20 protein-coding genes are annotated in these 23,477 nt (G+C 68.9%); 4 read left to right on the forward strand and 16 right to left on the reverse strand.

What is annotated here, in order from left to right; all coding sequences use genetic code 11:
* Positions 1-3: 3 nt before the first annotated feature.
* The 9 genes from flgJ to flgB are packed head-to-tail and all read right to left on the reverse strand — an operon-like array spanning position 4 to position 7,207.
* Entirely contained in the window at positions 4-993 is a 990-nt protein-coding gene (gene flgJ, locus ACS5NL_RS11990) for a flagellar assembly peptidoglycan hydrolase FlgJ (RefSeq protein WP_439354031.1), read from the reverse strand.
* Positions 994-1,000: 7 nt separating this feature from the next.
* On the reverse strand, positions 1,001-2,200 hold the full coding sequence (locus ACS5NL_RS11995) for a flagellar basal body P-ring protein FlgI (protein ID WP_439354033.1): 1,200 nt from the start codon (positions 2,198-2,200) through the stop codon (positions 1,001-1,003).
* Between the two features lie 20 nt (positions 2,201-2,220).
* Positions 2,221-2,883 (reverse strand): flagellar basal body L-ring protein FlgH, encoded by a 663-nt coding sequence (locus tag ACS5NL_RS12000; protein WP_439354035.1) that lies wholly within the window; start codon positions 2,881-2,883, stop codon positions 2,221-2,223.
* Positions 2,884-2,891: 8 nt separating this feature from the next.
* The gene (gene flgG / locus ACS5NL_RS12005; RefSeq protein ID WP_439354036.1) at positions 2,892-3,674 is read right to left on the reverse strand and encodes a flagellar basal-body rod protein FlgG; all 783 of its coding nucleotides are present in this window, start codon (positions 3,672-3,674) and stop codon (positions 2,892-2,894) included.
* A 12-nt stretch (positions 3,675-3,686) separates the two neighbouring features.
* A complete protein-coding gene (gene flgF, locus ACS5NL_RS12010) occupies positions 3,687-4,427 on the reverse strand; it encodes a flagellar basal-body rod protein FlgF (RefSeq protein ID WP_439354038.1) in 741 nt (246 codons plus the stop codon).
* Between the two features lie 31 nt (positions 4,428-4,458).
* Positions 4,459-5,673 carry a flagellar hook protein FlgE gene (flgE, locus tag ACS5NL_RS12015; RefSeq protein WP_439354040.1) on the reverse strand — a complete coding sequence of 405 codons (1,215 nt, stop codon included), beginning with the start codon at positions 5,671-5,673 and terminating at the stop codon, positions 4,459-4,461.
* 37 nt (positions 5,674-5,710) lie between these two features.
* Positions 5,711-6,376 (reverse strand): flagellar hook assembly protein FlgD, encoded by a 666-nt coding sequence (locus ACS5NL_RS12020; RefSeq protein WP_439354041.1) that lies wholly within the window; start codon positions 6,374-6,376, stop codon positions 5,711-5,713.
* Positions 6,377-6,390: 14 nt separating this feature from the next.
* Positions 6,391-6,795 carry a flagellar basal body rod protein FlgC gene (gene flgC, locus ACS5NL_RS12025; RefSeq protein ID WP_439354043.1) on the reverse strand — a complete coding sequence of 135 codons (405 nt, stop codon included), beginning with the start codon at positions 6,793-6,795 and terminating at the stop codon, positions 6,391-6,393.
* A gap of 10 nt (positions 6,796-6,805) precedes the next feature.
* Positions 6,806-7,207 (reverse strand): flagellar basal body rod protein FlgB, encoded by a 402-nt coding sequence (gene flgB, locus ACS5NL_RS12030; RefSeq protein ID WP_439354045.1) that lies wholly within the window; start codon positions 7,205-7,207, stop codon positions 6,806-6,808.
* A 161-nt stretch (positions 7,208-7,368) separates the two neighbouring features.
* Here flgB and flgA point away from each other — a divergent pair, with 161 nt between their 5' ends.
* The 4 genes from flgA (at position 7,369) to ACS5NL_RS12050 (ending at position 10,256) form a co-directional block, all read left to right on the forward strand.
* Entirely contained in the window at positions 7,369-8,103 is a 735-nt protein-coding gene (gene flgA / locus ACS5NL_RS12035) for a flagellar basal body P-ring formation chaperone FlgA (protein ID WP_439354047.1), read from the forward strand.
* Positions 8,104-8,227: 124 nt separating this feature from the next.
* Positions 8,228-8,578, forward strand: coding sequence for a flagellar biosynthesis anti-sigma factor FlgM (gene flgM, locus ACS5NL_RS12040; RefSeq protein ID WP_439354049.1), 351 nt, complete (start codon positions 8,228-8,230; stop codon positions 8,576-8,578).
* A gap of 17 nt (positions 8,579-8,595) precedes the next feature.
* Positions 8,596-8,961 (forward strand): hypothetical protein, encoded by a 366-nt coding sequence (locus ACS5NL_RS12045; protein WP_439354051.1) that lies wholly within the window; start codon positions 8,596-8,598, stop codon positions 8,959-8,961.
* Positions 8,962-9,116: 155 nt separating this feature from the next.
* Entirely contained in the window at positions 9,117-10,256 is a 1,140-nt protein-coding gene (locus ACS5NL_RS12050; RefSeq protein WP_439354052.1) for an acyltransferase family protein, read from the forward strand.
* On the opposite strand, the gene ACS5NL_RS12055 is transcribed toward ACS5NL_RS12050, so the two are convergent.
* From ACS5NL_RS12055 to ACS5NL_RS12085, 7 genes are all read right to left on the reverse strand, one after another.
* A complete protein-coding gene (locus ACS5NL_RS12055; RefSeq protein WP_439354053.1) occupies positions 10,217-14,434 on the reverse strand; it encodes an FkbM family methyltransferase in 4,218 nt (1,405 codons plus the stop codon). The two genes, ACS5NL_RS12050 and ACS5NL_RS12055, sit on opposite strands and share 40 nt — an antisense overlap.
* Positions 14,435-14,465: 31 nt before the next feature.
* A complete protein-coding gene (locus tag ACS5NL_RS12060) occupies positions 14,466-16,895 on the reverse strand; it encodes an HAD family hydrolase (RefSeq protein ID WP_439354055.1) in 2,430 nt (809 codons plus the stop codon).
* A gap of 230 nt (positions 16,896-17,125) precedes the next feature.
* Positions 17,126-17,842, reverse strand: coding sequence for an RNA polymerase sigma factor FliA (locus ACS5NL_RS12065; protein WP_439354056.1), 717 nt, complete (start codon positions 17,840-17,842; stop codon positions 17,126-17,128).
* Between the two features lie 5 nt (positions 17,843-17,847).
* Positions 17,848-18,648 carry a hypothetical protein gene (locus ACS5NL_RS12070; RefSeq protein WP_439354058.1) on the reverse strand — a complete coding sequence of 267 codons (801 nt, stop codon included), beginning with the start codon at positions 18,646-18,648 and terminating at the stop codon, positions 17,848-17,850.
* Positions 18,641-20,161, reverse strand: a complete 1,521-nt coding sequence (gene flhF, locus ACS5NL_RS12075; RefSeq protein WP_439354060.1) for a flagellar biosynthesis GTPase FlhF — start codon at positions 20,159-20,161, stop codon at positions 18,641-18,643. Before flhF ends, ACS5NL_RS12070 begins: the two co-directional genes overlap by 8 nt.
* Positions 20,158-22,242: a flagellar biosynthesis protein FlhA gene (flhA, locus tag ACS5NL_RS12080; protein ID WP_439354062.1), complete on the reverse strand. Its 2,085-nt coding sequence runs from the start codon at positions 22,240-22,242 to the stop codon at positions 20,158-20,160. Before flhA ends, flhF begins: the two co-directional genes overlap by 4 nt.
* Positions 22,239-23,399, reverse strand: a complete 1,161-nt coding sequence (locus ACS5NL_RS12085) for an EscU/YscU/HrcU family type III secretion system export apparatus switch protein (protein ID WP_439354064.1) — start codon at positions 23,397-23,399, stop codon at positions 22,239-22,241. Before ACS5NL_RS12085 ends, flhA begins: the two co-directional genes overlap by 4 nt.
* Positions 23,400-23,477 lie beyond the last annotated feature (78 nt).

Here is a 23,477-nt window from a genome sequence, read left to right on the forward strand (position 1 = left end):
GCCTCAGCTTTGCGCGCGCTGCAGGTTCAGCGTGGTGTTGATGGCACGGCTGAGCTTGGACGCGTACTGCGGGTCGGTGGCGTAGCCGGCGCGCTGCAGGCCGGACGCAAAGCCGTGCACCGAGCCGATCTGGTCCATCGCCTTGTCGTAGCGCGGGCTGCGCGTGATCAGGCGGGCGTAGTCGCGGAACGAGTCGGCGTAGGAGTCGTAGGCACGGAACTTGGCCACCGTCTTGCGCGGCACGCCGTTGACGTATTCGGTGGTGCTGACTTCGGCGACCTTGCCCTTCCACGAGGGCGTGGCCTTGATGCCGAACAGGTTGTAGGACGGCGTGCCGTCGGCGTTGCGGATCTCGCTCTTGCCCCAGCCGGTTTCATGACCAGCCTGGCCGATCATGTAGCTGGCCGGAATGCCCGACTCGCGCGCCACGGCGGCCGCGGCCTGGTTGTGCTGGTTGACGAAGGCGGCCTGGCGCTGGCCGGACGGCAGCCCGCGCAGGCTGGCGTTGCCGGCCGCCGGGGCGCTGCCTTCGACCATCGCGGGCACCGTCTTTTCGGCGGGCGCGTACTTCATCAACGCGTTCATGGCCGAGCGGTTGAGCGGCTTGAAGCTCTGCCCCTGGACGGTGCCGCTGGCGTCGGTGCCGGACTCGCCGGCCCCTTCGGCGCCGTCGCTGCCCTTCATCTGCTTGCTGAGCTGGCGCTCGATCGAGGCGCTGAGCCCGCCGGGCAGGCCCGAGAGCTGCACCGCCATCTGCTGGTCGAACAGGTCGGTGCCCAGGTCGCTGCCCTGCCCTTCGAGCAGGCCGGACTTCTGGGTCGCGTCGCGCATGCTCTTGATCAGCTCGCGCATGAACAGCGATTCGAACTGCTTGGCCGCCTCCTTGAGCGCGGTCTTGCCGCCCTGGCCATCACGCCCCGCGCCATAGCGCAAGGCGTTGAGCGCGCCGGGATCGGCGGCCAGGCCCTGGGTGGTGTTCGGCAGCGTGCTCATGACGGCCTCAGATCACTTCCAGCTCGGCGTTCATCGCGCCCGCGGCCTTGATGGCCTGCAGGATCGCCAGCAGGTCCTGCGGCGTCGCGCCCAGGCCGTTGAGCATGCGCACCAGGTCGGCCAGCTGCGGCGCAGCGTCCATCTTGATGAGCGCGCCGGCGTCCTGCGTGATCTTGATGTCGGTCTTTTCCGCGGTCACGGTCTGGCCCTGCGACAGCGCATTGGGCTGGCTGACCACCGGGGTCGAGCTGATGCTGACCGAGAGGTTGCCGTGCGCGACCGCACAGGGACCGAGGGTGACGGCCTGGTTCATGACGATGGAGCCGGTGCGGGTGTTGATCACCACGCGCGCCATCGGAATCGTCGCCTCCAGCGGGATCTCTTCGATCTCGGCCAGGAAGTTCACGCGGTCGTCCGGGTTGGCCGGTGCGCGCAGCTTGACGACGCGGCCGTCGACCGCGCTGGCCACGCCTGTGCCCATGCGGTCGTTGATCGCCTGCGCCACGCGGCGGGCGGTCTGGAAGTCGGCCGAGTTCAGGCCCAGCTCGATGGTGTCGCCCATGGCGAACGCCGTCGGCACGCTGCGTTCGACCTGTGCGCCCGAGGGAATGCGGCCCGCGCTCAGGTGGTTGATCTGCACCTTGCTGCCGCCGCCCGAGGCGCCGGCGCCGCCGACCAGCAGGTTGCCCTGCGCCAGCGCGTAGATCTCGCCGTCGGCGCCCTTGAGCGGCGTGGTGATCAGCGTGCCGCCGCGCAGCGACTTGGCGTTGCCCATCGACGAGACGGTGACGTCGATCATCTGGCCCGGACGGGCGAAGGGCGGCAGCTGCGCCGTCACCAGCACCGCGGCCACGTTCTTCATCTGGGTCTTGGCGTCGGCCGGCAGGGTCAGGCCCAGCTGCTGCAGGTAGTTGGTCATGCCCTGCGAGGTGTAGGGCATCTGGGTGGTCTGGTCGCCCGTGCCGTCCAGGCCGACCACCAGGCCGAAGCCGGTCAGCTGGTTGGTGCGCACGCCCTGCACCGCCGCGATCTCCTTGATGCGCATGGCGTGGGCGTCCATCGGCCAGCCCAGCCAGACCACGAGGCCCACCGCCAGCACGCTCCAGCCCATCAGGCGGCGCAGCCACAGGGCGCGCGCGTTGCGGCGTGCAAACAGGGTCCGGCGGAAACCGGACTCCAGGGTGACGGGGCTGTGCAGGAAGTTCATGAGAAGGATGCTAGGCAGCCTCAGAACGGGAAAACATTCAAAAAGAACCGTCCCAACCAGCCAATTGAGAGCGCTTCATCCACGGCGCCTCGTCCTCGCGACTCGATCCGGGCGTTGGCGACCTGGGTCGAGGCGATCACATTGCCCGGCAGGATGTGGCGCGGATCGACCGTGCCCGAGAAGCGCAGCACGTCGACATTGCTGTTGATGCCGATCTGTTTTTCACCGGCGACCAGCAGATGGCCGTTGGGCAGCACTTCCTGCACGGTGACGGTGATCGTGCCGGAGAAGTCGTTCTGGTTGTTGTTGTCGCCCTTGCCCGAGAACTTGTTGCTCGACGTGCCGCCGAGATCGAAGTTGTGACCTTTGGTGAGGTCCTTGGCCAGAACGCCGGGAATGGCCGTGATGCCACCGGAGGCGTCGCCCGTGCGGTCGATGTTGGCCGACGAGGACTGGCTGGCCGTGACCTTCTCGGTGATCGTGATGGTCAGGATGTCGCCGGGCAGGCGCGCGCGCGGATCTTCGAACGCGGGCCGGTAGCGCGCGGCCACGAACAGGCTGCCGCCGGTCTGGGCCGGCGACGGCGCCTGCGTGTACTGGATCGGACGCACCGGCGCCACATCGACCGGCTTGGTCATGCAGCCGGTGAGCGTGACGCAGACGAGCAGCAGAAGGTGTTTCATTGCGGTCATCAGAGTTGCCCCAACCTTTGCAGCATCTGGTCGGAGGTCTGGATCGCCTTGGAATTCATTTCGTAGGCGCGTTGCGTCTGGATCATGGTCACCAGCTCCTGCACCACGTTGACGTTGGAGGTTTCGACATAGCCCTGCATCAGCGTGCCCATGCCGGCCGAGCCGGGGGCGCCGGTCACCGGGTTGCCCGAGGCCACGGTCTCGGTGTAGAGGTTCTGGCCCTTGGGTTCGAGACCGGCCGGGTTGATGAAGTTGGCCAGCTCGATGTTGCCCAGCTGCTGCGGCGTGGCGCTGCCCGGCACCTTGGCGGTGACCACGCCGTCGCTGCCGACGGTCACGCTCTGCGCCTCGGCCGGCACGGTGATGTCGCCGGCGATCGCCAGGCCGCTGGAAGTCACCAGCTTGCCTTCCGCGTTCACCTGCAGGCTGCCGTCGCGGGTGTAGCCGGTGGTGCCGTCGGGCAGCGCGACCTGCAGGAAGCCCTGGCCGTTGATCGCGATGTCCAGCTGGTTGCCCGACTGCTGCAGGCTGCCCTGGCTGAACTGGCGCGAGGTCGCGACGGTGCGCACACCCAGGCCGATCTGCAGGCCGGTGGGCAGGTTGTTCTGCTCGGTCTCGGCCGCGCCGACCTGGCGCAGGTTCTGGTACATCAGATCCTCGAACACGGCGTTGGCGCGCTTGAAGCCGTTCGTGGACACGTTGGCCATGTTGTTCGAGATCACGTCCAGCTGCGTCTGCTGGGCCTGCATCCCGGTCTTGGAAATCCAGAGTGAGTTGATCATGGTGTGCTCCTATCAGCCGTTCATGTTGAGCAGCTGCGCTGCGGTCTTGTCGTTGGTTTCGCCGTTCTGGATCATGCGCATCTGCATCTCGTACTGGCGGGAGACCGCGATCATTCCGACCATGGCCTCGATGGGGTTGACGTTGCTGCCTTCGAGCGCCCCGCCCATCACCCGCGCGTTGGGGTCGGCGTCCAGCGGCTCGCCCTGCACCGGCCGGAACAGGCCGTCGTCGCTGCGGTGGATCTTCTTCTCGTTGTCCGGGGTGACCAGCTTGATCTTGGCCACGCGGGTCGGCGCCTGGTCGCCGACGCGGGCGGTCAGCGTGCCGTCGCCGCCGAAGGACAGCTGCGCGTTGGCCGGCACATTGATCGGCGAGCCACCGTCGTCGAGCACCGGCAGGCCGTGGGCATTGACCAGCGCGCCGTCGGCGCTGACCTCGAAGGCGCCACCGCGGGTGTAGGCCTCGGTGCCGTCCAGGCCCTGCACCGCGAACCAGGCGTTGTCGCGCGCGGCCACGTCCAGGCTGCGGCCGGTCGGGTTCACCGGGCCCTGTGCTTCGGAGTGGCCGGCCGTGGCTTCGAGCGCGAACACCCGGGAGCTGGTGCCGTCGCCGCGCACCGGCACGGCCCGGAAGGTCGCCAGCTCGGCGCGGAACCCGGGCGTGGACGCATTGGCCAGGTTGTTGGCCAGCAGCTGCTGCCGGTAGGCAGTGGCGTTGGCGCCGGTCATGGCGGTGTAGATCATGCGGTCCATGCGGGGCTCCTAGGTGGTTCGCGTCAGGCGATCAGCGCATGTTGAGCAAGGTCGACAGGATCTGGTCCTGCGTCTTGATGGTCTGGGCGTTGGCCTGGTAGGCGCGCTGGGCGGTCATCATGTTGACCAGCTCGGCCGTGAGGTCGACGTTGGAGTCTTCCAGCGCACCGGGGCGCAGGTAGCCCAGCTTGCCCTCGCCGGGGGCGCCGCGCACCGGCTCGCCCGAGGCGAAGGTCTGCGACCAGTTGCCGCCGCTCATGGGCGAGAGGCCCTGCACGTTGCGGAAGTTGACCAGGGCGATCTGGCCGGCGGCCTGCGACTGGCCGTTGGAATACTTGGCGGTGATCACGCCGGCCTCGCTGATGCCCAGGCTGGTGAGTTCGCCGGGGCGGTAGCCGTCCTGCGTGAGGTTGTTGATCGCGAAGTCGGCGCCGAACTGGGTCGCGTCGGCGAAGTCCAGGTCGATCATGAAGGTCTGCGCCGGGTCGTTGGGCGAGGCCAGCTGCAGCTGGGGGACCACGGTCGCGGGGTCCAGCGTGCCGTCGGCCAGGAAGCTGATCGAGAACGGGGTCGAGGTGGCGGGGTCCGAGCCGTTGACGCTGGTGTACACGTCCCAGGTGTTGTTGGCGGTCTTCTGGAACACCAGGCCGACGGGGATCTCGATGCCCTGCGGGTCGTAGGCGTTGAACGAGGTCGCGTAGGTGCCCAGCGGGGTGGGCGGCACGGCCGCGGCGGCGATCGGGGCGCGCGCATCGACGTTGAACTCGACCGAGGCGGTGGTGGTCTGCTTGGCCGGGATCGGGCCGCCCGTGGGCAGGGTCAGCGGCACCGACTCGAAGCCCTGGCGCACACCGGCCACATCGGTCGGGTAGCCCATCAGCTGGCCACCCATGTTGGTCACGATCTCGCCGTCGCGGTTGAGCTTGAACATGCCGGCGCGCGAATAGGACATCGAGCCGTCGGGCATGGTCAGTTCGAAGAAACCGTTGCCGTTGATCGCCACGTCCAGGTCGTTGCCGGTGACGGTGATGTTGCCCTGCGTGAACAGTTGCGAAACGGTCGAGACCTGCACGCCGATGCCGGCGTTGATGCCGCCGGCCGAGTTGATCGAGCTGGCGTAGATCTCGCCGAACTCGGCGCGCGAGGCCTTCATGCCGACGGTGTTGGCGTTGGCGATGTTGTGGCCGATCACGTCCAGGTTGCGGCTGGAGGCGTTCAGGCCGGAGAGTCCTTGCTGGAATGCCATGGTGGTGTCCTTCGGGGTGGAGATCTGGGAGGGGGTGTTACATGAAGCCGCGAACCTGGTCGTAGCTCAGGGTGCGGCCGTTCTGCAGCTGCAGGCTCATCGCGCCGTTGGACAGGCCCACGGAGGCGATGCGCACGCGCTGGAGTTCGGTGTCGGTGACGGCGGTGCTGCCGCTGCTGGCGCGCACGGCGAACTTCGCGACCTGGCTGGGGTCGGTGGCGCCGGCGTTCCATTCGAAGCCGTGCTGCCCGGCGCTCTGTGCGCCCAGGTCGATGGTGTCCAGGGTCTCGCCGCTCTTGCCGATGATGTCGACCTTGACGCTGCTGGCGGCGCCGTCGAGCGTGAAGGCGCCCTTGCCGGTGCTGCCGTCGAAGGCCAGCGCGTTGCCTTCGACCAGCGCGTCCTTGCCGATCAGCGTCGTGCCCTGCATCGCCTGCGAGGAGGCCATCTGGTCGGCCATGCCCTTGAGCGTCTCGTTGAGCTGCTGGATGCCGCTGACCGTGTTGATCTGCGCCATCTGCGTGGTCATCTGGGCGTTGTCCATCGGGTTGAGCGGATCCTGGCTGTTGATCTGCGCGACCAGCAGCTTGAGGAAACGGTCCTGCATCGCCTGCGGATCGTTGGTGTTGTTGCCCCCGGTGCCGGTGGTGCTGCCCACGGTGGTGCCGAGGTTGCTCAGGTCCAGGGAGGTCATCATGGTCATGGTTCAGGTTCCCTTCATTGGCCCATCTGCAGGGTCTTGAGCAACAGCGACTTGGCGGTGTTCATCACCTCGACGTTGTTCTGGTAGGAGCGCGAGGCGGCAATCATGTTGACCATCTCCTCGACCGGGTTGACGTTGGAATGGGTCACATAGCCTTCCTTGTCGGCGCTGGGGTGCTTGGGGTCGTACACGCGCTTGCCGGGCATGTCGTTCTCGGTGATGTCCTTCACCTTGACGCCGGCCGTGGCGTCGTCGCCCATGGGCACGGTCTGGAACACCACCTGGCGCGCCTTGTAGCTCTTGCCGTCGGGGCCGGCGACCGCGTCGGCGTTGGCCAGGTTGCTGGCCACCACGTTCAGGCGCTGGGCCTGCGAGCTGATCGCACTGCCGGAGACGCCGAAGATCGAAAACATGGACATGAGGCTCTCCTTACTGGCCGGTGATCGCGGACAGCATGGTCTTCACGTTGGAATTGATGAAGCGCAGCGTCGACTCGTAGCGGATCGTGTTGTCGACGAAGTTGGCGCGCTCGCGGTCGAGGTCGACCGAGTTGCCGTCCTGCGAAGGCTGGGTCTGCACGGCATAGCCCATCTTGGGGTCGCCGGGCTGCGCGCCCGACAGGCGCATGTGGCCTTCGGCGGTCTGCACCAGCCCCTGGCGGTTGCTGCCCCCGGTGGCGTCCTTCAGGGCGGCGGCGAAGTCGAAATCGCGGGCGACGTAGCCCGGGGTGTCGGCGTTGGCGATGTTGCTGGCCAGCACCTGCTGGCGGTGCGAACGCAGCATCAGCGACTGGCCGTAGGCGTCGAGCCGGGCGGTCATCTGTTCGAGCATGGCGTTCTCCAGAAGGGTTGACAGGTCGGCTCGCGGGGGCTATGCGGCCGGGTTGCGGACAAGTGTGCGAAAACTTGAGGGTGCGCAGCGCCGAAAGAAAGCGCGTGTTTGACCGTCATTTCGGTCCTTTGCGCTCGGAAGTTCGCTCATACATTGATCACATGGACAACTGTCTGACTTCCTTCTTCCGCCGGCTGGGCTGGCTGCTGGCCGGCCTGCTGGCCAGCGGCTTCGCGCACGCGCAGGCCAGCGACGCCAACGCGCAGCTCGAACAGATGGCGCGCGACTGGGTGCAGCCCGCGCTGGCCGCGGCGGTGGGCGTCGACGGTGGCGGCCGGCTGCGGCCGGAGATCGTCATGGGTTCGCTGGACGACCGGCTGCAGCTGGCGCCCTGCGCTCGCATCGAGCCCTATCTGCCGCCGGGCACCCGCCTGTGGGGCCGCAGCCGGGTCGGCCTGCGCTGCCTCGAAGGCCCCGTGCGCTGGAACGTGTTCATGCCGGTCACCGTCAAGGCCTGGGGGCCGGGCTGGGTGGTCCGGCGCCCGATCGCCGCCGGCACGGTGCTGGCTCAGGAAGACGCCGAAATGGCCGAAATGGACTGGGCGGAACAGCCCTATGCCGTGCTGGCCAACCCGGAACGCTGGGTCGGGCTGCAGGCGGCCTATGCGCTGCAACCCGGCCAGGCCCTGCGCCAGAACATGGTGCGCCCCACGCCGGCCTTCGGCCCGGGCGCCCAGGTCCGGGTCAGCAGCGTCGGCGCCGGCTTCCAGGTGGTGGTCAGCGGTGAGGCCCTGACCGCCGGCGTGCAAGGCCAGAGTGTCCGGGTCCGCCTGGGCAGCGGCCGGATCGTGACGGGCACAGTGCGCGACGGCCAGACGGTCGACGTGCGTTTGTGAAACCTTTTTTATCCAGATTCGGCGAGGATTTTGTGATGTACTCCACAAAAAAGGGCTCAAGTCCTCCCGTTTTTGAGCCGATAGTCATTCCACAACGCCCCGGTATCGGGGTCTGGAGAGTGAAATGAAAGTCGAATCGTCTTCACCGGATTCCTATATTGGTTCCGTCGCGGGTGGCCCCCAGAAGGCCAGCGAGCGCCCGAGCGCGGGCGCCGAAGCGGCCGCCGCCAGCGGTGCCGCTGCTGCGGCGTCGGCCCAACCGCAGGCGGGCGTCACCGTCACCCTGTCCTCGTCGGCCACGCAGGCCCTCTCGGGCGCGGGCAACAACGACGTCTTCAACGCCGACAAGGTCGAGGCCATGAAGGCCGCGATCGCCGACGGCAGCTTCAAGGTCAACGCCGAAGCCATCGCCGACAAGATGCTGTCCAACGCGGCCGAAATGCTCGGCGCCAGCAGCGGCGGCTCCCGCACCTGATTTCCAAAGGATTCACCATGAACCAGCGCCCCAGCACCCACCCTTGGATCGTCGCCCTGCGCGTCGGCCTGGACGGGCTGGAGAAAGCGCTGCTGCAGGGTGATGCGCCGGGCGTCGAACGCGCCAGCGCCCATGTGCAGAACGTGCTGCAGCGGGCCCCCAAGCGGGCCGACTTGGCCGCGGCCGGCGACCAGCTGCGCGAAGACATGATGGCCGCCGCCCAGCGCTTCGGGCAACTGCGCCAGGCCGTGCTGCGGGCACAGGCCCAGAGCCAGCGCGCCGTCCACAGCCTGCTGCCGCAACAGGCCCCGGGCACCTATGGCCGCCTGGGTGGCCAGCAGGCCTCGACCGGCGGCGCCGGCCGGGCCTACCTCTCGGCCTGACCCCGACGCGGCCGGTCTGCCGCCACGAATCCCCCGCCACGCCGACGCCTGTCGGCGTTGTTGTTGGCGCCGTTGTCCATCCCTGCGTAACATACTGATACATAGGGAGTACACCGCACGGCAGGCGCCAGACCTGTCCACCAGAGGGCATGGGCATGCACCACACCCCGTCACGCCGGGAGCTCGTGGGAGAGAACCGCCTGTTCGGCATCGAACTGGTGCGCATCGCCATGGCGCTGGCCATCGTGGTCTGGCATTACCAGCACCTGGCCATGGTCGCGCATCCGGCCGTCGCCTTCGTCAGGGAACAGCAGCCTTTCTACGGCGGGCTGCGCTGGCTCTATGAGTACGGTGCGTTCCGGGTGCCCACCTTCTGGTGCATCAGCGGCTTCATCTTCTACTGGCTCTACCGCGCGTCGATCCCCGCGCGCAGCGTGACCGGCCGCGACTTCCTGGTCCTGCGGATCTCGCGCCTGCTGCCCATGCACTGGCTCACCCTGCTGGTGGTGGCCTTGCTGCAGGCGCTCTACCACCGGACCAACGACAGCTTCTTCGTCTACACCGTCAACGACCTGCGCCATTTCGTGCTGCAGATCTTCCTGGCCAGCGACTGGGGTTTCCAGTCGGGCTACAGCTTCAACGGCCCGATCTGGGCGGTGTCGGTCGAGGTGCTGGTGCTGGTGCTGTTCTTCGTGTTGCTGCGCACGCTGGGCGGGTCGATGTGGGTGGCGCTGACCGTGCTGGCGATCGCGCTGGCGCTGCAGCTGTCGGCGCTGGTGCGCTCCCCGGTGATCGATTGCGCGATGTATTTTTTCGCGGGCGGTGTCGCGGCACTCGCACTGGCCCGGCACGAAGCGATGGCGCGCTGGCGCCGACCGGCCTACGGTGCGGTGGTGGTGGCGGGCGCGGCCGGCCTCTGGTTGCTGGATCGGCAGGGCTGGCTGACCGACTTCGGGCTGCGGCCCTACCTGCTGCTGGCCTACCTGCCGCTGCTGATCTTCCTGATCGCACGCCCGGTGGCCGTTCCAGCGGCACTGACACGCCCGGTGCGCCAGCTGAGCAACGCAACCTACGCGATCTACCTGCTGCACTTTCCGTGGCAACTCGTGCTGGCCTGCCTGCTGTCGGCCACGGCCACGCCGATCCCGTTCTACAGCCCCTGGTTTTTCGGTGCCTTCATGCTGTCGACGGTGCTCATTTCGGTCATCGTCAACCAGCAGTTCGAGCAGCCGATGCAGGAATGGCTGCGCCGGGATCAGGGCAAGCGCAAACGGGTGGCGGTCACGTCCTTGTGATCCATGCCGTAGGCATAGCCATGGGCGCGCAGCCAGTCCAGCGCCTCGCGCACCTCGGACTCCTGCAGGTTGTAGTACTCGAAGTTGATGACCTTCGGCTGCAGGCGCCCGATCGGGAAGCTCTGCAGGATCGCCCAGTCGTGCCCCTCGGTGTCGATCTGCAGCAGATCGATCTCGGTGATCCGGTGCTCGGCCAGCACACGTTCGAAGGTCGTGCAGGGCACGGCTTCGCGCACGGTGTTGGCCTCGACCAGCGCGCGCGTGGCCGCGTCGATCTTCTTGCCGCCCAGCGCATTGCGGTCGTTGTAGAACGATGAAATGCCCAGCGCCCAGTCGGGCAGCTGCCCCTGGTTCACCACCGATTGCGGGATGCGGTACATCTCGCGCGAACCTTCCTGCGTGTCGATCGCCGCCTGCACCAGGGTGAGACCGTCGCAGCCCGCGTAGTTGCGCTGGAGGTTCTCGAACATGTCGGGCAGCGGCTCGAACAGCACGCCCTGCCAGGCCTGGGTCCGGATGCGCTTGTGCAGCGGATCGAACTTGACGCCGTCCATGGCGCCGACCTGCAGGAAGAACACGCGCTCGCCGGCTTCGCTGCGCAGCGCATGCAGGTAGTCCATCAGGCGGCCGAGGTCGGTGTTCACGCCGGGCCAGGCATCGACCTGCCGGCCGCTGGCCAGGGTCGTGCGGTGCACCGGCACGTCGTATTCGTGGCGCCAGGCCCGGTCTTCGCGCCGGCTGCGCACCAGCGCGTCGGGCACCACCGGCTTGGGCCGTTTGTTCACCACCGCGCGGGACGCCTGGTAGTGCGTGACCACCGGCGCGGCGCGCTGCGCTTCGGCGGCCGGGTTGTCGAAGATGTGGGTGTAGGGCTCGGGCAGCCAGCCGGTCACGAGCGTGCCGTCGCGCGAGCACTCGGCCCAGGCCTGGTCCAGCAGCATCTGGTCCCAGATCAGCGGGCGCTGGCGGGACAGCTCGATCCAGCGCTCCAGCAGCCGGATCGACGCGTCGCTGCAGGCGAAATAGGCGGTGCCGCTGGCGAACTCCCAGCCGTCGTACTTGTGGACCGCAAAGTCGAACGCCGGTGGCACCGAGGGCCGGGCGTTGAGCCGCGCGTCGGCGTCGACCCACAGCACCGGGCGCTGCAGCTCCCGCAGGCATTGCAGGATGAAGCCCGGCTTGAGGCTGCAGTTCGCCTCCCACGAGCCCGCGCTGTCGATGCCGACCACGCAGTAGGGCACGTCGTCGCCCAGCGCTTCGATGGATTCGACCAGGCCGCGCGCCTGCGCTTCGTAGGGCGTGTTCTTGGTGTAGAAGCTCACGACCACCGGGGATTCGTGGGGCTGCAGGACGGGCAACACCGACGGCACGCCCACCCAGAGGTGCTGGCCCTCGACGTCGATGTTGCACAGCGCCTCGAACCCCTGGCGCAGGTCGGTCTGGCACTGGTCGTGACCGGCGATCACGCACAGCGTGTCCGAGCGGTGCACCAAGGCACCGGCCTGCGGCCGCAGCTCCAGCGGCTCGGCCAGGCCCAGCTGGGCCAGGCAATGGGTCAACACGTCCACCGCGGCACCGGTCGGCGGCGAGATGGCAGGCACCTCGTCCAAGGCGGGCCCGGCGGCCTCGCCGGCCGTCGTGGCCCAGAGTTGAAGGAACTGCTCGATCCGCGCCGGGAACGCCGCGTCCACCGGCCGCTGCAGGCGCGCCAGGTGTGCGGCCCACTCGGCGGCGCCCTGGGCAACCGCGTCCGGCTCGGTGTCGATGAGCAGGTTCTCGAACTGGAAGGCCACATCGGCCCGCAGCCGCTCGAAGCGCGCCGGCCAGGCGGCGCTGTCGAGCACCGTGTCCAGGAATCCGTCGGCGGAACCATGGTCGCCCATGACCGGCGGCAGGCCGTCGCGGCAGAGCGCGCTGCGGCCCAGCAAGCCGAAGGGCTTGTCCAGGAAGACCGCGTCGAACTGCAGCGTGGCGAGCGTGAAGAAGCAGGCGTCGGCCGCGTCCAGCAGGCTGCTGACGTCCTCGCGCACGCCGAGCACGCGCGGGTCATCCGGCAGGCGCAGGCAGCGCCCGGCGGCCGCATTGAAGGGATGCTCCTGCACCAGCAGCCAGAAGCCGCGCGCCGAGAGCGCCTGCGCCAGCGCGTCCAGGCGCTGCTGCAGCAACGGGCCGGAGAGGTCGTGCAGCTCGCGCACGGTCGCGTTCGACATCGTGTTCATGCCCGGTTCGCCGTGCGTGAACAGCACGGCCACCCGGTCCCCGGGCGCCATGCCCAGCCGCTCGCGCAAGGCCTCGCGCCCCACCCGTTCGGTACCCGTGTAGCGCCCCAGGCTCGACGCCCGGGTGGCGCGCTGGCGCAGGGCCTCGAGCACCAGTGGGTGCGGGCGGTAGCGTTCGCGCTGGCGGGCGCTGGCCAGGCTGGTCGAGAGCTCGCCCAGCAGGTGGCTGCCGCCGAGGTCGAACATCAGCGTGTTGCGCACCCAGCCGCGCTCGCCGGACCAGTACGGCAGCTCTGCCGCACGGGCGCTGGCGCGCAGCACCCGGGTCAGCGGGTTGAGCGCCTGCCAGCCCAGCACCGCCGCCGGGCGCAGGGTCTCCAGCAGGTCGCGCAGGAAGGCCTGGGCCAGCCGCAGGTTGTCGCGCGCCGTGTCGTGGTCGCAACCGTACCAGCCGACCGCGTCGTGGATGTCCTGTTCGCTGACCGCTTCACCGGCCGACGGCAGCGCGGCGAAATGCCGGACGAAGCCCGTCAGCTCGAAGGGCATGTCGATCACATGCAGCGCCGGATCGCGCACGGGCGTGGTGCTCAGCAGCATCAGCGCGTGTCCCCGCTGCGCGAGTTCCTGGGCCAGCGCCGACCAGAAGGCTTCGACCCGGGGGTCGACCTCGGCCGGCACGCAATGCATGGCCAGCACCAGGCCCCCGGCCAGGTGCTCCGCCCCGGCGGTGGCGGCCCAGGGCGGCTGCAGGGCGGCATAGGCGGGTGCACGGTAGTCGATGGACAGTGTGCGGGCCGGCTTGCTGCCCGTCATCACCCACCACTCGCTGTCGGGTGGCAGGTCGGTGTCCACCGGCACTTCGCGCAGCGTGCGCGCCAGCGGGGCCCACTGGTTGCCGTTGGTGCGGCGCTTGCAGCCGCTGGCGATCTGCTGGTGCAGGCGCTCGCGCACGAAGTGGCGGGCGAACTGCTGGCGCAGCGTGTCGAGGGTGTAGACGTGCAGGTGGTGCGGGTTCGGGTCCTCGCCGGTTTCGTCGGACCAGTCGTTGGGCACGCTGGCGATGATGCGGCCACCGGGGCGCAGCAGGCGCGAGAACTCGGCCAGCAGGCCCTGCGGGTCCTGCACATGCTCCAGCGTCTCGAACGAGACCACCACATCGAAGCTGTGGTCGGGCCAGGCCGCCAGGTGGTCGGGCAACCAGCCCTGCACGTACTCCAGACGTGCCTCCGCCGCGGCGTAGCTGGCGCGGGCGTAGTCGATGGCGTAGTCGCTGCCGTCGATCCCGGTCACGCTGTGGCAGCGGGTCAGCTGCGACAGCACGTAGCTGCCGTAGCCCAGGCCGCAGGCGGCGTCGAGCACCCGGTCACCGGCGCGCACCAGATCGGCCGCCAGGTGGTAGCGGATCACGTGCGCGTCCGAGCGTTCGCCGGCCTCGCGCAGCATGTCCATGTGCAGGTCGCGCTCCTCTTCCAGCGCCGCCAGGGGATAGGCCTGGCGCGCGGCTTCGGGGGGCTTCTCCAGCGGCAGCACCAGCGGGCCGGCGTCCTGCTGCAGCGCCTCGTAGTCGAGCATCAGGTAATACGCCGGGTGCTTGCGCAGTCCGCTGGCGAAGGCCAGGCGTTCGAGCGCCTGGCGCAGCACGGCGCCCTGCGACGGCGAGCCCAGCAGCACCAGCACCAGCCGACCGGCGGGCGCCGCCATGAAGCGCGCCAGCGCCAGGCGCCAGCGGTCGCCATCGAACGCGGCGCCACGCACCACCCACACGCAGGTGGTCTCGGTGGCGGCCGCGAAATCGGGCAGACCGGTGGCATCGGGTTTGTGGTGGCTCCAGCGACCGGGCAAGGTCGACAGCCCGGCATCGTGCCGGTCGGTGGCGGTGGCGTGCAATGCGGCCCCGCCCTCGATCGCCGTCACCACACGTTCAAGCAGCGCCTCGGGCCTGCGGTGTTCCATGTCCATCTCGGTGTCCTTGAATGGGGTGGGTGTTCTCTCAGGCCGCCAGCGGTTCGGCGTGCGTCCTGGCGCTGGCCTGTCCGGCGGCGACCGCCTCGACCCACACCAGCGGGCGGTAGACCACGCGCACCATGAAACGGCCGTGGTCCTTCGGTGCACACGCGGGCAGGAACAGCATGGCCGCCGGGCTGCACTGCAGCAGGCCACCCGGTTGGGCGCCGACGCCGTCGAACAGCACATCGCGGCCGATTTCCAGCGGGAAGGTCTCGCGCGACTCTTCCATCGACACCTTGCACACCGACTCGATCTGCAGCCACTGGTAGCACTGGCCGAGCAGCACGCTCATGTCGAACGAGGAACTCATCGGCAGCGAGACGCTGAAGAAGCCGTCGTGCGTGGCGTGGGCTTCGACCACTCCCTGCGAATGACCGGTGGCATTGGCCACCAGCGCCGGCACCGTCTCGCGGCGCAGGCTGGCGTCGCTGGTCGAGAGGCCATAGCCGTAGCGCTGCAGCGACATCAGCGTGATCGCCAGCGAGATGTCCATGTGCCGCAGCTCCATCGGGTAGCTGATGCGCAGGCGGGTGAAGTCGCGGTTCATCAGGGCGAAGCCTTCGCGACGGAACTCCTCCAGCCCGGTCTCCAGATCGGCGGTGGCCAGCATCAGGTCGGTGCCGAGGTTGAAGTCGAACTCGAAGGTCGAGAGGCATTCGGTCTCCTGCGCGTCGGGCAGGTAGATCAGGCGGCCGAGGTCGGCCACCACCTGGCGCGCCAGCTCGAGGCGGTTGGCGGCCGGCTTGCGGCGCGGAGGCACCGCCGCCACATCGCGCACGAAGCGCAGGCTGGCCTCCTGCATGCGGTCGACCGTGGCCGACTGCGTGGCCTTGGCGCCCGAGGCGCCGAACACCGGCTCACCGCCGTCGGTGTAGTCCACCGTCGAGGGTTCGGCCATGGTGCACATCATCTCGAACAGGCCGATGTAGGCGGTCAGCGCAACCACCAGGCGCTCGTCGGCCCAGTCCGGACCGATCAGGCCTTCGCGATCCACCTGGCCGGGCAGCGCGCGGCTGGCGATCAGGTACAGGCCGTGCAGGCGCACGCCGTGTTCGTCCTGGAAGATCTCGCGCAACCGGGTCTGCACCGTGCCGCTGTAGCCCAGGTCGGCGAACACCAGGGTGTCGCCGCGCTGCACCCCGGTCGCGCGCTGCACATGCGTCCAGAGGCGGGCGCGGAACCGGGCCGAGGCCTCGAGAATGGTGCGCAGCGTGTCTTCGCGCAGCACCCGGCGGGCAAAGGCGTCTTCCGGGCGGCTCGCTTTCAGGCTCTCGGCAAGAATGGATTCGGCCAGCGCCGGTGGCAGCAGCAGCTGGCGTGCCAGCGCCGGCATGCTCTTTTCCGACAACATGCCTGCCAACAGGCTCACCACGTCGTCGCGGTCGCGCAGGCAGGCGGCGTTGGCGGTGAAGCGCGAGAGCCGCAACAGCGGCCATGCGTCGCCGGTGAGCGCCTGCATGGCCCGGGCCGGCAGGTGGCCGTCGCGCAGCAGGAAGGCCGCCTTCACCGGCGTGCCGTCGGCCGCCAGCGCGGCCACCCGATCGCGCACCCAGGTGGCGAAGGCGTGCATCACCGGCCCCAGCGTGCCGTAACCGATGCGGTCGCGCACGTCGCCGGCCATGAAGCCGTGGCGGGTGGCCAGCTGGGCGTGGAAGCTGCTGGGCATGGCGACGCTGCGGTGGATCTCGGGCATCAGCTGCAGGGCCGCGCGCTCGCGCTGCTCCAGCTGGGCCAGCACCGCCGGCACGTGGTGCTGCAGATGCACCCCGACCACGCCCTGCTGCTGCGGCGCCCACAGGTCGGCCTTGGGGTTGTCGCCCAGATGCCAGACCTGCGCGGGCTTGAGCTTCTCGCGCTGCAGCACCACGCCGAACATGCCGTTGACCTTGGAGCCACCGCATTCGCTGGAGCAGTGCACCTGCGCGATCAGCCGGTGTTCATCGCCCATCAGCGCGGCCAGCAGTTCGCGCAGCTGCACATGGGAGAAATAGGTGTCGCTGACCACGATGATGCGCAGCCCGCGCGCGTGCGCCGCGCGGATCAGTGCCAGGGTCGGTTCAAAAACAAAGCCATGGCGTTTTTCCGCGTCCAGCTCCAGCGCCACCCAGGTCGCGCGCTCGGCATCGCTCAGGGAGGGCAGCAGCTCGCGGTAGATCTCCTCGATCGTCACCTCGTTGGAGCGGGTCAGCAGCCGCTTGCGGCGGCGCGCGGCGTCCTCGGCCTTGGCGCGCAGCGGCGCCGTGATGCCGTGGGCCTGCCAGGGCGCCGAATCCTGCAGCGCGAAAAAGACGTCGGTGGGTTTGGCGACCTTGCGCCAGACGATGGTGTCGAAGCAGTCCAGCGACAGCACGCGGACCCCGTTGGGCAGGGCATCCAGCAGCGTGTGCAATCGGTCGGCGGTGATCTCGGTCATGGTGAACAGTCCGTCTCTGGGGCAATGTGGCCACTGTAGGCAGCCACGCCGCAGTCAAAGGCCCAATCACCGGGCCCCCAACCCGCCTGTTCACCGGATTGGAACGGGGGGCAGCGACCCGCGCAACGGCGGAGCGTGGGGGCAGAAGGGCCAGCCGCCGGGCCGCCCCAAGGCAGGCCCAGCCCCCTCGGGGGGCAGCGACCCGCGCAGCGGCGGAGCGTGGGGGCTGCTCAGTGCTCCCGCAGCTTGGAGCGCAGGCGGGCGATCGACTGGCTGTGCAGCTGGCAGATGCGCGACTCGGTCACGCCCAGCACCGCGGCGATCTCCTTGAGGTTCATGTCGTGTTCGTAGTACATCGACATGATCTGCTGCTCGCGCTCGGGCAGGTTCTTGATCGCCTCGACCAGGGCCATGCGCATGCGCTGGTCCTGCAGCAGCGAGGACGGGTCGGACTCGTCGTCGCCCATGTGGCGGTCCAGGAAGCCTTCTTCGTCGTCGTCGCGGCCGCTGATGTCTTCGAGGTAGACCAGCTGGGTGCCGCGCACCTTGGCCAGCATGTGCTGGTAGTCGGGCAGGGTCATGCCCAGTTCCTTGGCGATCTCCGATTCCATCGGCGCCCGGTGCAGCTTCTGCTGCAGGCGGTGCACCGCCTGTTCGATGTCTTTCTGGCTCTTGCGCGAGCCGCGGCTCATCCAGTCGCCTTCGCGCAGCTCGTCGAGCATGGCGCCGCGGATGCGCTGGCTGGCAAAGGTCTCGAACTGCACGCCCTGCGTGGGTTCGAATCGCGCGATGGCTTCGGTCAACCCGATCATGCCGACCTGGATCAGATCGTCGACCTCGACACTGGGCGGCAGCTTGGCGATCATGTGATGGGCCAGACGCCGCACCAGCGGGCTGTACTTGCGCAGCTGGTCGTCGCGGTTGAGGGTGCCTTTGGCGGTGTACATCGTCGTCAGCTCCAGAGTTGGGGAACCGCGCCTGCGAAGGGCGATCCCGGTCCTGCGTACCGCGCGTGGCGCAGTCCTTGGGAGGTGTCGGGCCGCTGCGGCCGTCCGAGGGCGCATTCCTGGACGCCCGTGGCCCACACGGGCGCATTCCAGCGTTCCACCTCGATGCCCAGGTGCTTGCGGGCGCAGTCGGTCACTCCCGCCACCACCGGGTTGGCCGGGGGCTGGGGTTGTTCGTGGTTCAGGGGCGCGAGCACCGGTGTGGCGCCCGCCATGTGCAGCAGCTTGATCGCGCCGTAGGCGTCGACGCTGGCCTGCGGCCAGGGCAGCACCGGCACCAGCACGCGGGCCGAGAGGTTGCTCACCAGCGGCGCCAGTTCGTGGGCCGGGCCGAACACCAGCAGCAGCGCCTCGGGGGCGAACGGCGAGAGCAGGCGCGAGAGCGCGACCGCACCGCCGGCGGCCAGCGCCGTCTGCTGCAGGGTCTTGAGACCCCGCGCGGCCGGCATCACCAGCCATTCGTGGCCCTCGCCGGGCTGGCCCAGACCGGCGATGGAGCCGTCGGTCAGCGCGTGCTGCAGGCCCAGGTGCGCCCCATCGTTCTCGCGGCGCGCGCCGGCCTCGGTGGCGGTCGCGTCGATGATCACCGGCAGGTAGCCCTGCGCCTTGAGCTGCATCGCCAGCAGGCACAGCAGTTCGTAGGCACCGGCGGGCTGCGCCGGGCTGGCGATCGGCATCATGGCCGGGCCGCGCCGGGGCGCGGTGGAGCGCAGGCCCGCGGCCTGGTCGGTGCCGATCTCAAACATGGGAACCTCCCAGGTGCAGGCTCTGGGCGGCGCCCTGCGAGAAGTAGAAACCCATCTCGTTGGCCAGCGGGTCGTAGGCCGACTTGCCTTCGGTGCCCAGCGAGATGCGGACCATGGCCGCCGCGTCGGGGTTCTGCCAGTCTTCGGGCACGCGCTGGCCGTTGGCCACACCGCGCAGCACCACCTGGTGGCGGATCAAGGCGTCGATCGCCGGGCCGAGCTTGACGGCCTCGTCGACCTTGGAGAGCACCACGCCGTGCAGCGTGCTGGCCTTGAACGAGGTCAGCACATCGTCCAGCGTGTCGCCGTGGGCGCCGGCGTTGAGCACCAGCACCTTCTTGACGGCGGGCATGTCCAGCACGTCGAGCATTTCCTGGATGCGCTGGTCGCGCTGGCCCAGGCCAGCGGTGTCGATGATCACCATGCGCTTGCCCGAGAGCAGGTTCAGCAGGTCCTTGAGCGCGGCCCGGTCGTGCGCCAGGTGGGCGACGACACCGAGCATGCGGCCGTAGGTGCGCAGCTGCTCGTAGCCCGAGACGCGGTAGGTGTCCAGCGTGATCAGGCCGACGCTGGCGGCGCCGTACTGGCGCACGCACTGGGCGGCGAGCTTGGCCGCGGTGGTGGTCTTGCCGACGCCGGTGGCGCCGATCAGGGCGACCACGCCGCCTTCGTCGCACAGGCTGGAGCCGACGGGCGCGGTCTTGAGGTTGCGGGTCAGCGTGTCCATCACCCAGCGCACCGCTTGCGGGGCGCCCGAGTCGGCCGGAATGCGGTCGAGCACGGTGCGGGCGATCGCGGGCGAGTAGCCGCCGCGGATCAGCTTGAGCATCAGGTTGGACTGGATCGGGTTCTGCTTGGACGAACCCAGCCAGGCCAGGGTGTTGAAGCGCTCCTCGATCATTTCCTTGAGCGCGGACAGTTCGACCGCCATGCGCTGGTCGCCCATCTGGGGCGCCATGTGCGGGTCCTTCGGGGCAGCGTCTTCCCAGGCCGGTGCGGGTGCCGGCGCGCGGGTGCGGATCGGCGCCGGTTCGGGATCGGCCATCTGCAGGCGCGGCGCCGGGCGCGAGGGCGCCATCATCGTGGCAGGTGCCTGGACCGGTGCAGGCATCGGCGCAGGCGCGCGGGGTGCGGCCATGCGCGGCGCCGGGGCGGGCGCTTCTTCCTCTTCCATGCCCATCTCGGCGCGGCGCTTGCGCAGCATGCGCTCGCGCACATATTCCTGGAACGACAGCGTGCTCATCGCCATCTGTTCGGTGTCGTTCTGCACCGAGTCGGCAAAGGCCGGCGCCTGGGCGGCGGCGCGGGTGCGGATCGGCTGCATGCGCTCGCTGCGGGCGGCCACGGCAGGCGCGGCATTGATGGACGCCAGGCTTTCTTCGGCCGCGGCCATCACCTCGAAGCCGTCGTCGGTGGCGCGGCTGGAGAGGATCACGGCGCTGTCGCCGAAAGCGTTGCGGGCCTTGGCCATGGCTTCGCGCGAGGTCGAGGCGGTGAATCGCTGGATGTTCATGCTGCAAGCTCCCCAAGAATCGGGCCGATGCGGATCAGGTGGGTTTCAGGAATTTCGCTGTGGGCCAGCACCTGCAGGCGCGGCGCGGCGCGGCGCAGCAGGCGGGCCATGGCATTGCGGATCGCGTCGGGCACCAGCAGGCAGGCGGGCACGCCCTTCTCTTCCTGGCGGTTGGCGATGTCGGCGGCCGACTTCGAGAGCGTCTCGGCCACGCCGGGGTCCAGCGCGCCGGCGCCGTTGCCGGTCAGGGCCTGCATCAGCAGGCGCTCCAGGCCGGGCTCGATCGCGATGACCTCCAGTTCCTTGACGGAACCGCCGTAGATCTGCTGGACGATGGCCGGCGACAGGGCGGTGCGCACACGGCGGGCCAGTTCGACCGGATCGGTGCTGGCGCCGGCGTGTTCGGCCAGCGATTCGATGATGGTCCGGATGTCGCGCACGTGCACCGACTCTTCCAGCAGCAGCTGCAGCACTTTCTGGAAGGTGGCAATGGAGACCATTTTCGGCACGACTTCTTCGATCAGTTTGGGGGCCAGGCGGGTCACGTGTTCGACCAGTTCCTGGGTCTCCGTCCGGCTGAGCAACTTGGCGGCCTGGACTTGCATCAAGTGTGAAAGATGGGTGGCCAGCACAGTCTCGGAATCAACCACCGTAAAACCCGCCATTTGCGCGTGTTCCCTTTGCTTGTCTTCGATCCAGTGCGCCGGCAGGCCAAACGCGGGGTCGGTGGTGGGGGTGCCGATCAGCGGCGTGCCGATGCCACCCGGGTCGATCGCCAGCCACATGCCGGGGAACACCTCACCCTCGCCCACCACCACGCCGCGCAGGGTGATGCGGTAGCCGCTGGGGCGCAGTTCCAGGTTGTCGCGCACATGCACCGCTGGCGGCAGGAAGCCGACCTCCTGGGCGAACTTTTTCCGTACACCCTTGATGCGGGTGAGCAGGTCGCCCTGGCGGTTCTTGTCGACCATGGCGATCAGGCGGTAGCCCAGCTCCAGGCCCAGCAGGTCGACCGGCTGCAGGTCGTCCCAGGTCGCTTCGCCGTCGCTGACCGGCGCGGCCGGCTGCTCGACCACCGGCGGCCGGCGCTCTTCCTGCAGGCGCCACCAGGCCAGCCCGCCCATCAGCAGCGCGAAGCTCAGGAACACCACGTGCGGCATGCCCGGCACGATGCCCAGCAGGAACAGCACGGCGGCGGTGATGCCGGTCACGCGCGAGGACATGAACATCTGGCCGATCAGCTGGTTGCCCAGGTCCTGGTCCTTGCCCACGCGCGAGACCACCATGGCGGCCGCGACCGAGATCAGCAGGCCGGGGATCTGCGCCACCAGCGCGTCGCCGACGGCCAGCAGGATGTAGCTGTCGGCAGCCTCGCCGGCGGACAGCCCGTGCTGCACCACACCGATGATCAGTCCGCCGACGATGTTGATGAACAGGATCAGGATGCCGGCGATCGCGTCGCCGCGTACGAACTTGGAGGCACCGTCCATCGAGCCGAAAAACTCGGCTTCTTCGCCCACTTCCGCGCGGCGGCGGCGGGCTTCCTTCTCATCGATCAGGCCGGCGCCCAGGTCGGCGTCGATCGCCATCTGCTTGCCGGGCATGGCGTCCAGGGTGAAGCGGGCCGACACCTCGGCGATGCGCTCCGAGCCCTTGGTGATCACCACGAAGTTGATCACCACCAGGATCGCGAACACGATGAAACCGACCGCGAAGTTGCCGCCGATCAGGAAGTGGCCGAAGGCCTCGATCACCGCGCCGGCCGCGCCCGGACCGGTGTGGCCGTGCATCAGCACCACCCGCGTGGAGGCCACGTTCAGCGACAGCCGCAGCAGCGTCGTCAGCAGCAGCACGGTCGGGAAGACCGAGAAGTCCAGCGGACGGCGCATGTAGGCCGCCACCATCATCACCACCAGCGCGGTCGCGATGTTGAGCGTGAAGAAGGTGTCGAGTACCCAGGGCGCCAGCGGCAGCACCATCATCGACAGCACGGTGATGACCAGCAGCGGTGCGGCCAGCCCGTGGGCGACGGCGGCGTGGCGTCCGAACCACTGCTGCAGGAATTTCAGTTGGGCGTTCATTCAGCGGCTCCCGGGGTGGCGGGTTTCTTCCAGTGCGGATCGAGTTCCTTGGGCACTTCCGGCTGTGGCGGATCGCCGGGCATGGCGCCGCGGCCTGCGAGGGCGGCGCGCAGCTGGTAGACGTAGGCCAGGACCTGGGCGACCGCCGTGTAGAGCGCCGACGGAATCTCCTGGTCCAGCTCGGAGTGGGCGTACAGCGCGCGCGCCAGCATGGGCGACTGCAGCACCGGGATCTTGTGTTCCTTGGCCACATCGCGGATGCGCAGCGCGAGCAGGTCGGCGCCCTTGGCGATGACGCGCGGCGCGGTCATGGTGGCGTCGTCGTACTGGATCGCCACGGCGTAGTGGGTCGGGTTCATCACCACCAGGTCGGCCTTGGGCACGGCACCGATGCTCAGGCGGTTGGCCAGTTCGCGCTGGCGGCGGCGGCGCTGCCCCTTGACATGCGGGTCGCCTTCGTTTTCCTTGTGTTCGCGCTTGACTTCTTCGAGCGACATGCGCAGGCGCTTGGCGTGCAGGAACTTCTGCATCGGAAAATCGATGGCCGCAAACACCACCACCACCACCAGCAAGGTGCCGACGCCGGCGCGCATCCACAGGCCCAGCTGGCCCAGGCCGCTTTCCAGCGGCTGCATGGTCAGGCTGGCGAAGGCCGCCAGGTGCGACGACAGGAACTGCCAGCCGACCGCGCCGACCACGATGGACATGACCAGCAGCTTGGCGGTCTCGAACACCTGCTGCATCGAGAACAGGCGCCCGATGCCGGCGAACGGGCTCACGCGCGAGAGGTCGGGCATCAGGCTGTGGGTGGTCAGGGTCCAGGCGCCGGAGGCGAAGGCCGAGCCCAGCACCAGGGCCAGCATCACCGCGCCCACCGGCAGGAACAGGCCCAGGCCCAGCGTGAGGCAGGCCTGCAGGTACTCGAGCTGCAGCTCCGGCTTGAGCAGGGCGGCGTGGTCGAACCGCAGCTGGGTCTGCAGCGCGTCCCGCAGGCGGCCGAACCCCGTCGGCAGCAGGAACATGACCAGCACGGCGCCGCCACCGAGCACCACCAGGTTGGTCAGTTCCTTGGAGCGGGGAATCTGACCTTCCTGGCGCGCCTTCTTCAGGCGGTGCGCGGTCGCCGGTAAATTCTTGTCCGAACTGGAGGAAGACATCGATCTGACTCAACGGGGGGGTTGCTCAGATTCTCAAAGGCAGGTCGAAAAACTAAAGCGCGAAAAGGCCACCCGACA

This window comes from Hydrogenophaga sedimenti, from assembly GCF_051857515.1.
Lineage (GTDB): Bacteria > Pseudomonadota > Gammaproteobacteria > Burkholderiales > Burkholderiaceae_C > Hydrogenophaga.

Bases quoted from the DNA above. Each gene is read 5' to 3' on its own strand.
- ACS5NL_RS12060 (WP_439354055.1), bottom strand. From the start codon at position 16,895: ATGACCGAGATCACCGCCGACCGATTGCACACGCTGCTGGATGCCCTG.
- flgF (WP_439354038.1), bottom strand. From the start codon at position 4,427: ATGGACCGCATGATCTACACCGCCATGACCGGCGCCAACGCCACTGCC.
- flhF (WP_439354060.1), bottom strand. From the start codon at position 20,161: ATGAACATCCAGCGATTCACCGCCTCGACCTCGCGCGAAGCCATGGCC.
- ACS5NL_RS12065 (WP_439354056.1), bottom strand. From the start codon at position 17,842: ATGTACACCGCCAAAGGCACCCTCAACCGCGACGACCAGCTGCGCAAG.
- flgG (WP_439354036.1), bottom strand. From the start codon at position 3,674: ATGATCAACTCACTCTGGATTTCCAAGACCGGGATGCAGGCCCAGCAG.
- flgM (WP_439354049.1), top strand. From the start codon at position 8,228: ATGAAAGTCGAATCGTCTTCACCGGATTCCTATATTGGTTCCGTCGCG.
- flhA (WP_439354062.1), bottom strand. From the start codon at position 22,242: ATGAACGCCCAACTGAAATTCCTGCAGCAGTGGTTCGGACGCCACGCC.
- ACS5NL_RS12050 (WP_439354052.1), top strand. From the start codon at position 9,117: ATGCACCACACCCCGTCACGCCGGGAGCTCGTGGGAGAGAACCGCCTG.
- flgE (WP_439354040.1), bottom strand. From the start codon at position 5,673: ATGGCATTCCAGCAAGGACTCTCCGGCCTGAACGCCTCCAGCCGCAAC.
- ACS5NL_RS11995 (WP_439354033.1), bottom strand. From the start codon at position 2,200: ATGAACTTCCTGCACAGCCCCGTCACCCTGGAGTCCGGTTTCCGCCGG.
- ACS5NL_RS12085 (WP_439354064.1), bottom strand. From the start codon at position 23,399: ATGTCTTCCTCCAGTTCGGACAAGAATTTACCGGCGACCGCGCACCGC.
- ACS5NL_RS12000 (WP_439354035.1), bottom strand. From the start codon at position 2,883: ATGAAACACCTTCTGCTGCTCGTCTGCGTCACGCTCACCGGCTGCATG.
- flgB (WP_439354045.1), bottom strand. From the start codon at position 7,207: ATGCTCGAACAGATGACCGCCCGGCTCGACGCCTACGGCCAGTCGCTG.
- flgA (WP_439354047.1), top strand. From the start codon at position 7,369: ATGGACAACTGTCTGACTTCCTTCTTCCGCCGGCTGGGCTGGCTGCTG.
- ACS5NL_RS12045 (WP_439354051.1), top strand. From the start codon at position 8,596: ATGAACCAGCGCCCCAGCACCCACCCTTGGATCGTCGCCCTGCGCGTC.
- flgJ (WP_439354031.1), bottom strand. From the start codon at position 993: ATGAGCACGCTGCCGAACACCACCCAGGGCCTGGCCGCCGATCCCGGC.
- flgC (WP_439354043.1), bottom strand. From the start codon at position 6,795: ATGTCCATGTTTTCGATCTTCGGCGTCTCCGGCAGTGCGATCAGCTCG.
- ACS5NL_RS12055 (WP_439354053.1), bottom strand. From the start codon at position 14,434: ATGGACATGGAACACCGCAGGCCCGAGGCGCTGCTTGAACGTGTGGTG.
- ACS5NL_RS12020 (WP_439354041.1), bottom strand. From the start codon at position 6,376: ATGACCATGATGACCTCCCTGGACCTGAGCAACCTCGGCACCACCGTG.
- ACS5NL_RS12070 (WP_439354058.1), bottom strand. From the start codon at position 18,648: ATGTTTGAGATCGGCACCGACCAGGCCGCGGGCCTGCGCTCCACCGCG.